The organism is Ramlibacter albus, from assembly GCF_014297445.1.
GTDB classification, from domain to species: domain Bacteria; phylum Pseudomonadota; class Gammaproteobacteria; order Burkholderiales; family Burkholderiaceae_C; genus Ramlibacter; species Ramlibacter albus.
This window is the reverse complement of the sequence record NZ_JACORU010000003.1, coordinates 1-14,588: the sequence shown is the minus strand read 5'-3', so window position 1 is coordinate 14,588 and position 14,588 is coordinate 1. Positions and strand designations below refer to the sequence as shown.

Here is a 14,588-nt window from a genome sequence, read left to right as displayed (position 1 = left end):
CCATGGCCACCCAACCCAACATCGTCCTGATCCTGAACGACGACATGGGCTACTCCGACCTGGGCTGCTACGGCGGCGAGGTGCAGACGCCCAACCTCGACCGGCTCGCGCAAGGCGGCATCCGGTTCTCGCAGTTCTACAACACCGCGCGGTGCAGCCCGTCCCGCGCGTCGCTCCTCACCGGACTGCATCCGCACCAGACGGGCATCGGCGTGCTCACGTACAACATGGGACCGGAGGGTTACGCGGGCAACCTCAACCGCCGCTGCGTGACGATTGCGGAGGCGTTGAAGTCCAGCGGCTACCGCAGCTACCTGAGCGGCAAGTGGCACGTGGCGGGCAACCTGACGCAGCCCACCGACAGCTGGCCGATGCAGCGCGGCTTCGACGAGTTCTACGGCACCATCATCGGCGCGGGCAGCTTCTACGACCCCAACACACTCACGCGCGGCAACGAGAACATCGAGCACGAAGCGCGCGCGCCGGGCTTCTTCTACACCGACGCGATCAGCGACAACGCGGTCGACATGATCCGCCGCCACCGCAAGCAGCATGCGGACAAGCCCTTCTTCCAGTACGTCGCCTACACCGCGCCGCACTGGCCGCTGCATGCGCACGACGAGGACATCGCCAGGTACAAGGGCCGCTTCGACAAGGGTTGGGACAGGCTGCGCGAGGAGCGGCTCGCACGGCTGGTGCAGGCCGGCATCCTGAAGAAGGACTGGCCGCTGTCCGACCGCGACCCCACACAGCCCGCCTGGCTGGACGCGAAGCACAAGGAGTGGCTGCTGCGTTGCATGGAGGTGTATGCGGCGCAGATCGACCGCATGGACCAGGGCATCGGCCGCATCCTGAAGACGCTGGAGGACGAAGGCCAGCTGGACAACACGCTCGTCATCTTCCTCGCCGACAACGGTGCGTGCGCGGAGGACATCCCCGACGACCTGACCGTGGACGAGCTCGTCAACCGCCTGATGATCGCGAAGGAGCACACGCGCGCGGGCGAGCCGGTGCAGTTCGGCAACGACCCGTCGGTAATGCCCGGCCCGGAGAACACCTACCAGAGCTACGGCCGCGCGTGGGCCAACCTCTCCAACTCGCCGTTCCGGCTGTACAAGCACTGGATCCACGAGGGCGGCATCTCCACGCCGCTCATCGCGCACTGGCCCAACGGCATCCGCGAGCGCAATGCGGTGCGCCACACGCCGGGCTACCTGCCGGACATCATGGCGACCATCCTCGACGTGACCGGCACGAAGTACCCGGAGCAGTGGCAAGGCAACAAGGTCGAACCGCTGGAGGGCCACAGCCTGCTGCCCGTGCTGCAGAAGGAACTCCCGCAGCGCCCGCCGATGTTCTGGGAGCACGAGGGCAATGCGGCCGTGCGCATCGGCAACTGGAAGCTGGTGCGCAAGTACCCCGACCCATGGGAGCTGTACGACCTGGAGCAGGACCGCACGGAGCTGAACGACGTGGCCGCGCAGCACCCCGACCGAGTGAAGGACATGCTCGCGCAGTACCAGGCCTGGGCGGCGCGCTGCGGCGTGATCCCGCGCGAGCGCATCGACCAGCTGCTGCGCGAGCAGAACGTCGGCACGGCGTTCTGGGAGCGCGAGGACTTCAAGGCGCCCTACCTGCCGTGACGCTGCCGTGACGCTGCCGTGAACGGAAAACCCTGCTGCAACCCCGCGCGTCACGGCTCGTCCGTGGCGGCCGCTTTCACCCCACGCACGCGCGGCACTGCCGGCGAACTGGTCGCGTTGGGAGGTGGCGAGTTCGTCATGGGCACGGACTCGCTGGATGGCTTCCCCGACGACGGCGAAGGGCCCGCGCGAACCGTGCACGTCGACCCCTTCAGCATCACGTCCACGACCGTCACGAACGCGCAGTTCACCGCGTTCGTGCGTGACACGGGCTACATCACGCAGGCGGAAGCGCTGGGGTCGTCGTTCGTGTTCTACCTGCAGGTGCCGCCCGCGCTGCGCTCGCAGATCCGGCATGTGCCCACCGGCCTGCCGTGGTGGCTGGAGGTGCGCGACGCGTGCTGGCAGCGGCCCGAGGGCCCGGGCTCGCACGTGCGGGAGCGCATGGACCATCCTGTGGTGCATGCGTCGTGGCACGACGCGCAGGCCTACTGCGAGTGGGCGGGCGTGCGGCTGCCGACCGAGGCGCAGTGGGAGTTCGCCGCGCGCGGCAGCCTCCCGGGTGCACGCTACGTGTGGGGCGACGAGGACCCGCCCGAGGCGCACTGCAACGTGTGGCAGGGCAGCTTCCCGGACGAGCCGGCGCAGGGTTGGCGGCCGGGGACCATGGCCGCGGCCAGCCACGAACCCAACGGCTTCGGCCTGTACGGCATGGCCGGCAACGTGTGGGAGTGGTGCGAGGACTGGTTCCACCCGCACTATCACCGCAACACCGCCGCTAGCAACCCGGTGCAGTCGCAACCGACCGGCCGCCGCGCGACGCGGGGCGGCTCCTTCCTTTGCCATGAGTCGTACTGCAACCGCTATCGCGTCGCAGCGCGCGGCTCCAACACGCCGGAGAGTTCGGCCAGCAACATCGGCTTCCGGGTGGTGGCCGCGCCCGGGTAGACAATCCCGTCCGTGAACATCGACCTCATCGACGGCACGTACGAGCTGTTCCGCCATTTCTACGGCCTGCGGCGATTCACCAAGGGCGAGGACCCGCCGTTCGGTGCCGTGGTCGGCGTGCTCAACGGCGTGCTGCAGTTGATCGAGAACCACTCGACGCATGTCGGCGTGGCGACGGACCATGTCATCGAATCGTTCCGCAACGGGCTCTGGCCGGGCTACAAGACGGGCGCCGGCATCGAGCGGGCGCTGCGTGCGCAGTTCGTTCCGCTGGAGCAGGGGCTGGCGGCGATGGGGGTCGCGGTGTGGCCGATGGTGGAGCTCGAAGCGGACGACGCGCTCGCGAGCGCTGCGCACCTTGCCGAGCGCGACAAGAGCGTGGAGAAGGTGCTGCTGTGGACGCCCGACAAGGACCTCGCCCAATGCGTACGCGGCGAGCGCGTGCTGCAGGTGGACCGCAAGGCGAACAAGGTTCGCACCGCTGCGGACGTCCGCGCGAAGTTCGGTGTGGATCCCGAGCTCATCCCGGACTACCTCGCACTGGTCGGTGACGCGGCGGACGGCTACCCCGGCATCGCCGGCATCGGCGCAGTCACGGCGGCGCGCCTGCTCAACCAGTACGGCCCGATCGAGTCCTTCCCGGACAATGTGCTTGGCGACAGGCAGGAGAGCGCGCTATTGTTCAAGAGGCTCGCAACGCTGCGCACGGATGCGAAGCTGTTTCGCAAGGTCGAAGAGTTGCGATGGCGCGGGCCCACGGCCGCTTTTGCCGCGTGGGCCGAGGGCATCGGCGCGCCGAAGCTCGTGGAGCGGGCGCGAGCGGCGGCCATGGAACGTGGAGTGGGCGAATGAATCGTTTCGTCGAGGCGCAGGCGCCGGTGTGGGATGACGTGCAAGCCGAACTGCGCGCCGGCCACAAGACCAGCCACTGGATGTGGTTCATCTTCCCGCAGCTGGCGGCGCTCGGCCGCAGCGGGACGGCGAAGTTCTATGGTCTTTCGGACGCCGAGGAAGCGAAGGCTTATCTCGCGCATCCCGTCCTCGGCACCCGGCTGGTCCACTGCTGCGAACTCCTGCTCGCCGTGAAGGACCGCTCGGCCCTCGACATCTTCGGCGGCATCGACGCGATGAAGCTGCGCTCGTCCCTGACGCTCTTCGATGCCGTGGCGCCGGCGCAACCGGTGTTCCGCGATTGCCTCGAGCGCTACTTCGACGGCGAGCCGGACGGCCTCACGCTCGGGCTCCTGCAGGGGCGCGGTGCGGCAGGCGCGGCGCCGACACGGTAGCTGCCGCCTCGCGCAGCACCGTGGCATAGCGCTGCTCGTCTTTCGCCTCATCCCAGCGCGCGCGCGACACCGCGATGTTGAGCGCGCCTATCGCGCGGCCATGCGCATCGAGGATGGGCGCAGCCGTGGAGATGTCGTCCGCATACAGCTCGTCCTGCGTATGCGCATAACCGGCGGCGCGGATCTTCGCCAGCCGCGACTTGATCCGGCGCGGGTCGGTGATCGTGTTCGGCGTGTGCTTCACGAGCCGGCTGGCGGCCAGCACGGCGTCGACTTCCTCGTCGCTCCACGTCGAGAGGATCGCGAGCCCCGGTGCCGTGCAATAGGAGGGCAGGCGCGTGCCGACGATCACGTTCGGGTTCATCACGTTGCGGCTGACGTAGCGCAGCACGAACACGATGTCCGCGCCGTCCGGAACGGTGAGGTTGCAGACCTCCTCGGTGTCGCGCGCCAGCTTCTGCAGCACGGGGCCGGTGCGCTGCACGAGTTCGCTGGAGGCGAGGTAGTGGTACGTGAAGTCCAGCAGGCGCACCGAGAGCTCGTACTTGCGTGTCTCCGGGTCCTTCACGAGGTAGCCCAGAGCCGACAGCGTGTGCGTGAAACGCTGCGCGGCGCTGTTGTCCAGCTCGGTGATGGCGGCGATCTCGGAAAGCGACAGGTGCCGCTTGCTGCCGTCGAACGCCGTCAGCACCTTCATCGCCTTTTCCACCGACTGGACGTACAGCGGCGATTCTTCGGGGGGCTTGGGCGCGGCGGCGCGGGGACGGCGGGCTGTGGACATGGCCGCGGATTATCGGCCCGTGAAGCGCGGCTTCCTCTTTTCCGCGAAGGCACGCGCCGCCTCGCGGAAGTCCTCGCTCTCGTCGGCCCGCCTGACCATCGCGTCGAGCTCGGCACGGCGCGGCTCCACCTGGCCGGCAAGGATGGCATTGAGTTGCGCCTTCGAGCCCGCGATGGACAGCGGCGCGGTCTCGGCCATGGCGGCGCCGAATCGGAGAGCGGCTTCGACGGCATCGCCTTCGCACAACGCATCGAGGAAGCCAACGCGGTGCGACTCCGCGGCGTCGTAGATACCCGCTTCGTAAATCCATTTGCGGGCGTTCGAAGCCCCGATCAGCCACGCGAGCCTTTGCAGCTGGATCGTCGGATACACCAGCCCGAGCTTCGCAACGGGCACGCCGATACGCGCACTCGCATCGCCAACGCGGAAGTCGCAGCACATCGCAAGGCTGCAGCCGCCGCCCACGCTCACGCCGCTGATGGCGGCGATCACCGGCTTGGGCGTCGCCTGCACGGCGGCATAGCACGCCTGGATGCGGTCACGCCACACCTGCGCGAACGCGACGTCGCTGCGCGCCTCGGAGAACGCGACGATGTCGTCGCCCGCGCAGAAGTGCCCGCCCGCGCCGGTCAGCACGATCAGTTTCGTCTCCGTATCCGCGCCCAGCGTCTCGAACGCCGACTTCAAGTCGGTCCACGCCGCGAAGTCGCAAGCATTGCGCCGGTGCGGCCGGTCGATCGTCACCACGGCGCAGCCGGGCTGCGGCCGCGTGACGAGGATCTCGCTTGCAGCCATCACTCCGCCTTGATGTTGGCGTCCTTGATCGCCTTGCCCCACTTGCTCAGCTCGCCCGCCACGCGCGTGGTGGCCTCCTCCGGCGTGGAAGTCATCGCTTCGATGCCCAGGGTCTGGAAGCGCGTGCGCACCTCGGGATTCTGGATGATCTTCGCGACCTCCTGGTTCAATCGCCTGACCACCGCGGGTGGTGTGCCCGCAGGTGCGAGCACAGCGTACGTGGACGCGACCTCGAAGCCGGGGAGCCCGGCTTCACGCGCGGTCGGCACGTCGGGCAAAGCGGAAATGCGCTGCGGCGTCGCCACCATCAGCGGCTTGATCTTGCCCGTCTTCAGGTTCGCGACAGCGGTCGCCGTGGTGGCGAACATCACCTGAACCTGCCCGCTCATCAGGTCCGTCATCGCCGGCGCCGCGCCGCGATACGGGATGTGCAGCAGGCTCACGCCCGCCTGCCGCTTGAACATCTCGCCGGCGACGTGCTCGATGGAGCCGTTGCCCGAAGACGCGTAGTTCAGCGAGGCGGGCTTGGCCTTCGCCATCGACACGAGGTCCTTCGCGGAGGAAGCGGACACGCCTTCGTTCACGACCAGCACCAAGGGCAGGTAGCCCACCAGCGACACCGGCGCGAAGTCCTTGTCGAGGTGGTAGCCGGTGGTGGCGGGGAACAGCGTCGCGTTCATCGCGTAGCTGGTGAGAGGCGCCACGAGCAGCGTGTGGCCATCGGCCGGTGCCTTCGCAACGAACTGCGCGCCGATGCTGCCGGAGGCGCCGGCCTTGTTGTCCACGACGACGGGCTTGCCGAGTGCATCCGTCAGGCGCTGTGCGATCAAGCGGCCGACCGCGTCGACGGCGCCGCCGGCAGGGTAGCCGACGATCATGGTCACCTGCTTGCTGGGGTATTCCTGCGCACCGGCGGCGACGCAAACGAGGGCCGCGGTGGCGGCGACGAGGTACTTCTTCATCATCATTGGCTCCGTTCGGCGTCCCAGACGCCTTGCACGCTGCGGGAAAGTTCGTTCTTGCGGATGCGTTGCGTCGGCGTCTTCGGGAACTCGTCGATCAACGCCACGTAACGCGGCACCTGGAAGTGCGGCATGCGCGGCTTGCACCACGCCACGAGCTCGGCCGGCGCGAGTGCCTTGCCCTCGGCCACGCGCACGAAAAGCTTGAGCTCCTCGTCGCCCAGCTCGCTGGGCACGCCCACCAGCGCGCACTCGGCCACGGCCTCGTGCTCGCCGATCACGCGTTCCACTTCCCACGCGCTGATGTTGATGCCGCGGCGGCGCACGGTGTCCTTCTTGCGGCCGGCGAAGTAGAGGAAGCCCTGTTCGTCGCGCTTCGCGAGGTCGCCGCTGCAGAACCACTCGCCCGCCATCGCGTTGCGCGTGGCTTCCTCGTTGCGGAAGTAGCCGAGGAAATGCAGGCCGGGCACCCTGGCCCGCACGCGGATCTCGCCGGGCTGGCCCACGGGCACCTCCTTGCCCTCGTCGTCGGCGAGCATCACGTCGAAGTACGACAGCGGCAAGCCCACCGAGAACTTCGGGCCCTTCGGATTGACGGTGACGAAGGTGATCATCTCCGACAGGCCGTAGCCCTCGCGCATCTCCACGCCGAAGCGCTGCACGAACGGGTCCCACACCTCGGGCGGGCAACCGCCGCCCCAGGCAATGCGCACCTTGTGGTCGCGGTCGTCGGGCCGGGGTGGCTGCTTGAGCAGCATCGGCAGCACGCCGCCGAGATAGTGGATGTGCGTGACGCCGTACTGGCGGCAGTGGTCCCAGAACAGCGACGCGCTGAATTTCTCCACCATCGCGAGCGTGAGCTTGCCGAGCACGGCGGCGATCACTACGGCCACCCCCGCGCCATGGTGCAGCGACTCCCACAGCAGGAACACGTCGCCCGGTTGCGCGCCGGTCAGCATCAACGTGCCCATCGGGCCTGCTCGCATCGTGCGGTCCGACTTGATGACGCCCTTGGGGGCGCCGGTGGTGCCGGAGCTGGGCGTGAGGGCGACGATGTCGTCGGCTTTCGGTGCCACTTTCGGCGGCGACGCGTCTGCATGCGCGAGCAGCGATGCGAAGCCGTCTTCGCCGGGTCCGCGCCAGATCGTCTGCTCCACGCGCGTCCGCACTTCGTCCAGGACTTCGCGGTACGGTGCGTCCGCGATCAAGGCCCGCGGCGAGAACGCGTCGAACGGGTGCTGCAGCGAAGCGCCCTTGAACGCCGTGTTGATCGGCACGCGCACCAGGCCCACCTTCGCGAGCGCGAGGATGGCAATGAGGTGGTCCGGATGGCTCGGCAGCATCAGCGCGACGCGGTCACCCGGCCGAAGCCCGCGCGCCAGCAGGCCATTCGCCACGCGGTTGACCAGTGCGTCGATCTCGCCGAAGGTCCAACTGCGGTCCTGGAACCTGAGGAACACGCGGCCCGGCTCCTCGCGAGCGCGCCGGTCCATCGTCTCGCGCAGCGTCTCGTCCGTCACGGGTGGCATCTCGATCGCGCATTCGGAAACCTGCGCGCTGCGCGCTCCGGTATTCGCCTTGGGAGCGGCCCGGCGGCTCACAGCGCGTGCCCTCGCGCGGCCATGAAGTCTTCCATCTTGCGCGCCGGTTCACCCGACCCGTAGGACTCGCGGTGCGACTGGATCGCCGCGTCGATCGTCTGGCGGAAGCCGGCTTCGGTCATGTCGGCGAACCACGCGCGGTCCAGGCGCATCGCAAGCGGCGCCTTCGCGGCCAGCTCGTTCGCGATCTCGAGCGCCTTCGGCAGCACCTGCTCGCGCGGGACGATGTGGTGCACGATGCCGATGCGCTCGCACTCGTCCGCGTTCATCATGCGGCCCGTCAACGTGAGCTCCACCGTGCGCGACATGCCGAGGATCTCCTTCATGATCCACGGGCCCGTGATGCTGGCGATGCCGGAGTTGATCTCCGGCTGGCCCATCTTCACGTCGGCGTGCGCCACGCGGATGTCGCCCAGCAGCGCCACCTGGAAGGCGGAGCCCGCCGCGGTGCCATTGAGCGCCATCACGATGGGTTTCGTGAGCCGGCGCAAGGTGCCGTAGAAGGCTTCCCATTCGCGGATCCACGCTTCGGCGGCGTCCGCGTCGAAGTCGTGCGCCTCCGCGAAGTCCTGCCCGGCCGAGAAGGCGCGCTCGCCGGTGCCGGTCATGACCACGGCGCCGATCGCGGGGTCCTTGTCGTAGCCGCGCAGCGCGTCGACGATCAGGTCGCGCATGGGCTTGTCCCAGGCGTTCAGTTTGGCCGGCTTGTTGAGCGTGATGAGGCCCACGCGCTCGCGGCGTTCGAGAAGGACGGCAGACACTATTACTATCCAATAGTTGATATTGTATCGAAATCTAGTAGATTCGCCGCCGCCTGGCAAGCCGAAAGTAGGGGGCGCGAACGGCCGACCCCCGGATAACCTCCGCCGGACCGATCAACGACGGAGGGAAGAATGGCTCGAAGGTCCTGGCGCGCCGCGGCGGCGTGCATCGTGGTGCTCGCACTCGCCGGAGGCTGCGGGGGTGGTTCGGAAGAGGGCTCGCTCACGATCAACATCCCGGCGCCGCAGCAGTCGACGCCGCAATCCCCCTTCCAGTACCAGTTCCCGCCCGCGAACCAGGTGCCGCCGGCGCCCAATTCACCGGTCGCCACGGCGGTCGTCGCGCAGGCGGTCCTCATCGGCGGTGCCTCCGGCTTCTTCGTGCGGCCCAACCTCATCCTCACCAACTGGCACGTTGCCAGCCCGTACCTCAATGGCAATACGCAGGCCTACCCGATGCCGGTCGTGCTCACCGACGGCCGCTCGTTCAACGGCACCGTCGTCGCGTGGGACGCGTCCGTGGACGCCGCGCTCGTTCGCGTGGCGGCCGCGAGCTCGCCGCAAGGACTGCCCATGGGCCGCTCGCACGAGCTGCGCCCCGGCAACGCCGTGTTCGCCATCGGCAACCGCCTGCAGCAGGGCTTCGTCTATGTCGGCGGCAACTACGTGGAGCACGCGCCCGTGGGCATCCCGTGCGGCGCGCCTGCCAACACGCGTGACGCCGTCGTCGTCGCGGCCGACGTCGCCAACGGCAACTCGGGCGGCCCGCTTTTCAACGCGCAGGGGCAGGTGGTCGGCATGGTGTCGTGCATGGCGACCGGCGGGTTCGCCGGCGTGCGCGGGATCGCGATCCCTTCGGAAACGCTGGTCGACTGGCTCAACGGCCTCGATTGGGCGCGCATCGGCGGGTGAATGTCGACGGCGGAGAGGATCCGTCTCGTCGATTGCCGATCACCGCTTCGCCGCCTTCTCGCCGAGCGTCACCAAGGTCGTCCCGGCGACGACCAGTGCCGCCGCGATGCCGAAGCCAAGTACGGTTTCGGGCACGAACCATGTCGGGTAGGCGGGGAAGGCCTCGGCCAGGGTCCGCAGCGCGGACAACCCGGCACGCGCCCGCTCCTCGTTGAGGCCGGCCAGGCTGGACCGCGCGAACACGGCGCAAAGGACCATCACGGCACCCACCAGCAGGACAGCCTTGCCGATGACGATGGAGCGCCGGGGGTGCAGCGCAATGAGGGTGGGGATGCGGTCCATGGCTTCGCATTCTCACCCTGCTTCACATTCGGGAAACGCAGCTTCACTAGACTTTGCACGCGCGCGGTGGCTGAGCAGTTCGCTGCCGCGGCGCACCGCAGGACCTTTCCGTGAAGTACACCATTTTCCCGGCCGCCGCCCTGGCACTCCTTCTGGCCGCGTGCGGCGGCGGCGGCGACAGCGCCAAGGACCCCGCGCCGGTCGCCGCGGTCACGCCGCCGGCACCGCTCAATGCCGAGGGCAGGGGGCAGTTCATCGGGGCCGACCGGTTGAAAACGATCACCCCGGCGGAAATCCGTGCGGCGCTCGCGCAGGCCGGCGACGCCGCCTTCCTCGCCACGCCCAGATATGCCGTCGACGCCTGGCGGGTCACGTACCTCACCGTCGACGGCGCGGGCCGCCCGATCCAGGCGTCCGGTTTCGTCGGGATCCCGCAGAAGCCGGCCAATGCCCCGAGCCCCGTGCTCGGCTACCAGCACGCCACCATCAAGACCCAGGCCGACGCGCCCAGCAGCATCACCGACCTGGGGGAGCCGCACGTCGTGCTCGCATCGCTCGGTTACATCGTCGAGGCGGCGGATTACGTGGGATACGGCGTGTCCGCAACCGCGCCCCACCCGTACCTGATGTCGGCGCCGTCCGCGGCCGCGGTCGTCGACTTCCTCACCGCGGCGAAGTACTGGCGCGAGACGCAGAAGGTGCAGGACAACAAGCAGTTGTTCCTGACCGGCTACTCCGAGGGCGGCTACGTTACCGTGGCCACGCATCGCGCGCTGCAGGCCGGCACGTCTACGCATCGCGACGAGCTGGTGCGCGTGATCGCTGGTGCCGGGCCCTATGACGTGCAAGCGGCGCTGGACCAGCTGCTGGCCATCATGCGGCAGGACTATGCACCGCTCGGCCAGTTGCTCAACCCGGGCTTCCTGCGCCTGCTGGGCGCTGCCGACCGCAAGCATGCGCGCGACCTGCTGCTCTTCCTGCTCGTCGGCGACGCCGTCAACGTCAACTTCTCGCCGACCTTCCTCGACAACTACCTCAACGACGACACGGCCGCCATCGCCGCTTCGAGCAGCGTGTACGACTGGGCGCCGCAGGTTCCGCTGGACCTGTTCCACGGCCGCGACGACCGCACCGTGCCCTTCGTGAGCGCGGTCAACACGCTGCGGGCGATGCAGGCGCGCGGCGCCGGCAATCGCGTCACGTTGACCGAGTGCGTGGCGCAGCCCGCGGGGCATTCGCAATGCGTGCTGCCGTATTGGCGGTTCGTGCTGGAGCGGTTCGGGAGCTTGGCAAGGGATCTCTGAATCGGCGCCCCCTAGAATGCGCCCCTCATGTTCAAGAACGCCTGCTACTTCCGCATCGCGGACGGCTTCGAAATGCCGCCGCTGCCCGCCCTCGAAAAGGCCCTGCAGAAAACCCGCTTCGTCCCCTGCGGCCCCACGCAGGCCGAGTCCAGCGGATGGGTGCCGCCACGCGGCGCGAAGCACACGCAACTTGCCGAGCTCGTCTCCGGCCAGCTGATCCTGAAGCTCTGCACGGAGAAGCGTGCCGTGCCCGCGTCGGCCGTGAAGTCCGCCGTCGAAGAGAAGATCGAACGCTACAAGGCCGAGACCGGCTTCGAGCGCGTCGGCGCGAAACTCAAGAAGGAATTCAAGGAGGAGGTCCTGCTGGACCTGCTGCCGCGCGCGTTCACCAAGCGGTCGAAAACCTTGCTCTGGCTCGCGCCGAAGCAGAAGCTGCTGGTTGTCGACAGCGGCAGCCTCGCGGGCGCGGACCGCATCGTGTCCGCGCTGCTCGCGTCGCTGCTGGAAGTGCCGGGCGCGGGACCCTCGCTCGACCTGCAGCTCACGCAGACCGAGCTGTCGCCCACGTCGGCGATGGCGCACTGGCTCAGCACGCGCGAGGCGCCGTACAACTTCAGCATCGACCGCGACTGCGAGCTGAAGACACCCGACGAACAGAAGTCGAGCGTGCGCTACTCGCGCCATACGCTGGACATCGACGAGGTCGCGCAGCACATCGCGGCCGGCAAGGTGCCCACGCAGCTTGCGATGACATGGAACGACCGTGTGTCCTTCGTGCTGAACGAGACGGGGCAGGTGCGCCGTATGAAGCTGCTCGACGTGGTGATGGAAGGCGTGGACAAGCCGGGCAAGGACGAAGACGGCTTCGACGCCGATGCGTCCATCCTCACGGGCGAACTGGCGGGGCTGCTGCCGGACCTGCTGGAGGCATTGGGCGGGGAGAAATAGAGCCGCATACGAACGTCTGAAGTGGCGTCGTAGCTGTTCACAACCGGCCCGAGCGCCGCTAAGGTCCCACCCGGATCGAAACCGAGGGGGGACCTACCGATGCCGACGATGCTTCTGGCGCGCATCCGCGCGTTCATGAGCAGTACCGTGGCTGCGCTTCTTGCAGCTGCGTTTTTCTTCTTGCCTTCGCTGCCGGCGCATGCGTCCGGGCAAGTGGAGATTCTTTCGAAATGCCCCGCGTCCTGGTGGGCGGCGTCGCAACGTTTTACAGCGAGTTGCACCAAGGAAGCCGCGTGCATCAAGTACAGCGGCACGCGCACCTTCCAGGGCATCTACGTGTCGATGTCGGGCAACCAGTACTGCGAGTACACCGACGGGTACAAGGCGACCCTGAGCGGGCTGTACCCGGAGCGCGGCGACATCTCGTGCCCGGCGAACGCGACGCTCAGCTACACGACCTGGGGGCAGTACCCCGTGTGCACCTGCGACGACCCGTACTTCACGACGGATGGGGTCAGTTGCACGACGCCTACGCCGCGCACGGTGGCGTCGCAAGGCGGCAGGACCATCAAGGTTGGGGATGGGCCGGTGGTCTTCACGGCCAAGGTGATGCAGGGCACGCCCAAGGCTGGGGTGATGGTGCTGCTGTACCCGCATGCGGGCAACTTCGGCGGTTTCACTTTCGAGGGCACCCCGTATACGGATGCGAACGGGGAGGTGCGCATCAAATATTCGTCGACGTGGGACTTGGTGGGCGCAACACGCGAGGCGGTGCTGTCCATCGCCTGCGAAGGCTGCACGAACCGCGCTTTGGTCAAGATGACGGTGCTCGGCAGGCCTGCGCTGCAGGCGCAGATGTGCCATCGCACCGAATTCCCGATCGAGCTCACGAGCGGGACCAAGCTGCTGGAAGAGTCGGACCTGCAGGATGCGGCGCTGCATCCGCTGGAGTTCACGCGCCATTACGCCAGCCGGTGGGACGAGTTGCCCAGCGCAGGAGTGGGCACGCACTGGAGCCATAACCATGCGCACCGCGTGGCGCTGGGGACGGAGTGGCGCACGGTCCTCTTCGGTGACGGCACATCCAGCCGCTTCCGCAGTGCAGCCGTACCCCCGGGAACCGGCGCGAACTGGTCTTGCCCCTCCGGCGTGGACTGCCCGCCGCCAGCTGTAGCGACCTCAGCGCCTGCCACTTGGCAGGCCGACGGCAATGCGGACACGATGACCGACGAGGGCGACCGTATCGTCCTCAGGCGCCTGCACGACGAAACCGTTTACGAGTTCGAGAAATCCTCGGGCCGCCTGCTTGCAATGCGTGCCAGCAACGGTTGGGCCTACACGTACGCATACTCCGGCGGCCAGCTTGCGCGCGTGAGCAATGCGTTCGGGCGGTCGATGACATTCCAGTGGGACGCGGCTGGCCGGCTTGCTCGTGTCGTGGGCGCGGACGGCAACAGCGTGTCTTTTGGCTTCGACGGCGCCGCACGCCTTGCGCAGGCGACGCACAGCATGGGCACGAGCCGCTCCTACCTCTATGAGGACACCCGCTGGCCGAACGCAGTCACAGGCCTCGTCGACGAGCGCGGCCAGCGCTGGGGCAACTACGCCTACGACGACATGGGCCGCCTCTCGCAAATTCAAATCCAGAAGGATGGAGAAGCCGCGGCTGTCCGATACCTGCACAACGGGCTTGGACAACGCGTGTTCAAGAGCGAGCCTGAGGTGCTGCAGACGTTGCCGAACGAGGATGATCTCGGCAATAGCTTCGTCAATTGGCTGCGGAAAAACTTCGGATGGCTCTTTACGCAGGCAAAGTCCAAGGTGAGTCTCGGGACGGTGTACCTTTACGGTGACGGTGCCATTCCACCTTGGGCGCTCATGGGTGAATTCAACAATGGCAGTGCGAACGGAAAGGGAAGCGCTGAATACGTCTGGTTGCCGGCCGACGACGGTTCGGCCGTTCCTGTCGCCATGTATCGCAACGGAAAGCTGTACGCGATTCAAGGCGATCACCTCGGTACCCCGAGACAAATCACCGACAGTGCGCGACAGGTCGTGTGGCAGTGGCCCTACAGCGGCTTTGGCGATAACAAGCCGAGTGGCGTACTCGCATCGAGTACAGCGCCCAGCGGGCGACTCCTCCAGTGGCGCACAAGCCCAAGTGTCGAATTCAACCTCGGTTAGAAGTGGCTCCGGAAATCTGAACAGCGTCTTCAGTGGAAACTCCGTGCATGATGCCGGCCGTGGAAGGCTGGCGACAGGAGTTTTCGATGGCAAAGAAATCGGCGCGGCGCACCCGCCGCAC

Annotated in this window: 14 protein-coding genes; 8 read left to right on the top strand and 6 right to left on the bottom strand. The window is 67.7% G+C overall.

Annotation, left to right across the window (positions count from 1 at the left end; translation table 11 throughout):
- Positions 1–2 precede the first annotated feature (2 nt).
- The 4 genes from H8R02_RS09370 to H8R02_RS09355 are packed head-to-tail and all read left to right on the top strand — an operon-like array spanning position 3 to position 3,877.
- A complete protein-coding gene (locus H8R02_RS09370) occupies positions 3–1,643 on the top strand; it encodes an arylsulfatase (protein ID WP_187081142.1) in 1,641 nt (546 codons plus the stop codon).
- Positions 1,644–1,661: 18 nt separating this feature from the next.
- The gene (locus tag H8R02_RS09365) at positions 1,662–2,591 is read left to right on the top strand and encodes a formylglycine-generating enzyme family protein (protein WP_187081141.1); all 930 of its coding nucleotides are present in this window, start codon (positions 1,662–1,664) and stop codon (positions 2,589–2,591) included.
- A 12-nt stretch (positions 2,592–2,603) separates the two neighbouring features.
- The gene (locus H8R02_RS09360) at positions 2,604–3,443 is read left to right on the top strand and encodes a 5'-3' exonuclease (protein ID WP_187081140.1); all 840 of its coding nucleotides are present in this window, start codon (positions 2,604–2,606) and stop codon (positions 3,441–3,443) included.
- On the top strand, positions 3,440–3,877 hold the full coding sequence (locus tag H8R02_RS09355; protein WP_187081139.1) for a DUF1810 domain-containing protein: 438 nt from the start codon (positions 3,440–3,442) through the stop codon (positions 3,875–3,877). Before H8R02_RS09360 ends, H8R02_RS09355 begins: the two co-directional genes overlap by 4 nt.
- Here H8R02_RS09355 and H8R02_RS09350 read toward each other — a convergent pair.
- The 5 genes from H8R02_RS09350 to H8R02_RS09330 form a co-directional block, all read right to left on the bottom strand.
- Positions 3,822–4,658, bottom strand: coding sequence for an IclR family transcriptional regulator (locus tag H8R02_RS09350; protein WP_255429263.1), 837 nt, complete (start codon positions 4,656–4,658; stop codon positions 3,822–3,824). The genes H8R02_RS09355 and H8R02_RS09350 overlap by 56 nt on opposite strands.
- Positions 4,659–4,667: 9 nt before the next feature.
- Positions 4,668–5,453, bottom strand: coding sequence for an enoyl-CoA hydratase/isomerase family protein (locus tag H8R02_RS09345; RefSeq protein ID WP_187081138.1), 786 nt, complete (start codon positions 5,451–5,453; stop codon positions 4,668–4,670).
- Positions 5,453–6,418 carry a Bug family tripartite tricarboxylate transporter substrate binding protein gene (locus H8R02_RS09340; protein WP_255429262.1) on the bottom strand — a complete coding sequence of 322 codons (966 nt, stop codon included), beginning with the start codon at positions 6,416–6,418 and terminating at the stop codon, positions 5,453–5,455. Before H8R02_RS09340 ends, H8R02_RS09345 begins: the two co-directional genes overlap by 1 nt.
- Complete coding sequence (locus H8R02_RS09335; RefSeq protein WP_187081136.1) at positions 6,418–7,944, bottom strand: AMP-binding protein; 1,527 nt, start codon at positions 7,942–7,944, stop codon at positions 6,418–6,420. Before H8R02_RS09335 ends, H8R02_RS09340 begins: the two co-directional genes overlap by 1 nt.
- Before the next feature lie 68 nt (positions 7,945–8,012).
- The gene (locus tag H8R02_RS09330; RefSeq protein ID WP_187081575.1) at positions 8,013–8,780 is read right to left on the bottom strand and encodes an enoyl-CoA hydratase/isomerase family protein; all 768 of its coding nucleotides are present in this window, start codon (positions 8,778–8,780) and stop codon (positions 8,013–8,015) included.
- Between the two features lie 129 nt (positions 8,781–8,909).
- On the opposite strand from H8R02_RS09330, the gene H8R02_RS09325 reads away from it, so the two are divergent.
- Positions 8,910–9,689, top strand: a complete 780-nt coding sequence (locus H8R02_RS09325; RefSeq protein WP_187081135.1) for a S1C family serine protease — start codon at positions 8,910–8,912, stop codon at positions 9,687–9,689.
- 39 nt (positions 9,690–9,728) lie between these two features.
- Here the strand turns inward: H8R02_RS09325 and H8R02_RS09320 are convergent, their stop codons facing one another.
- Positions 9,729–10,031, bottom strand: coding sequence for a hypothetical protein (locus H8R02_RS09320; protein WP_187081134.1), 303 nt, complete (start codon positions 10,029–10,031; stop codon positions 9,729–9,731).
- A gap of 110 nt (positions 10,032–10,141) precedes the next feature.
- Here H8R02_RS09320 and H8R02_RS09315 point away from each other — a divergent pair, with 110 nt between their 5' ends.
- The 3 genes from H8R02_RS09315 (at position 10,142) to H8R02_RS09305 (ending at position 14,467) form a co-directional block, all read left to right on the top strand.
- Complete coding sequence (locus H8R02_RS09315; protein WP_187081133.1) at positions 10,142–11,335, top strand: alpha/beta hydrolase family protein; 1,194 nt, start codon at positions 10,142–10,144, stop codon at positions 11,333–11,335.
- 27 nt (positions 11,336–11,362) lie between these two features.
- Entirely contained in the window at positions 11,363–12,283 is a 921-nt protein-coding gene (locus tag H8R02_RS09310; protein ID WP_187081132.1) for a recombination-associated protein RdgC, read from the top strand.
- Between the two features lie 99 nt (positions 12,284–12,382).
- Complete coding sequence (locus tag H8R02_RS09305; RefSeq protein WP_187081131.1) at positions 12,383–14,467, top strand: DUF6531 domain-containing protein; 2,085 nt, start codon at positions 12,383–12,385, stop codon at positions 14,465–14,467.
- Positions 14,468–14,588: the final 121 nt, after the last annotated feature.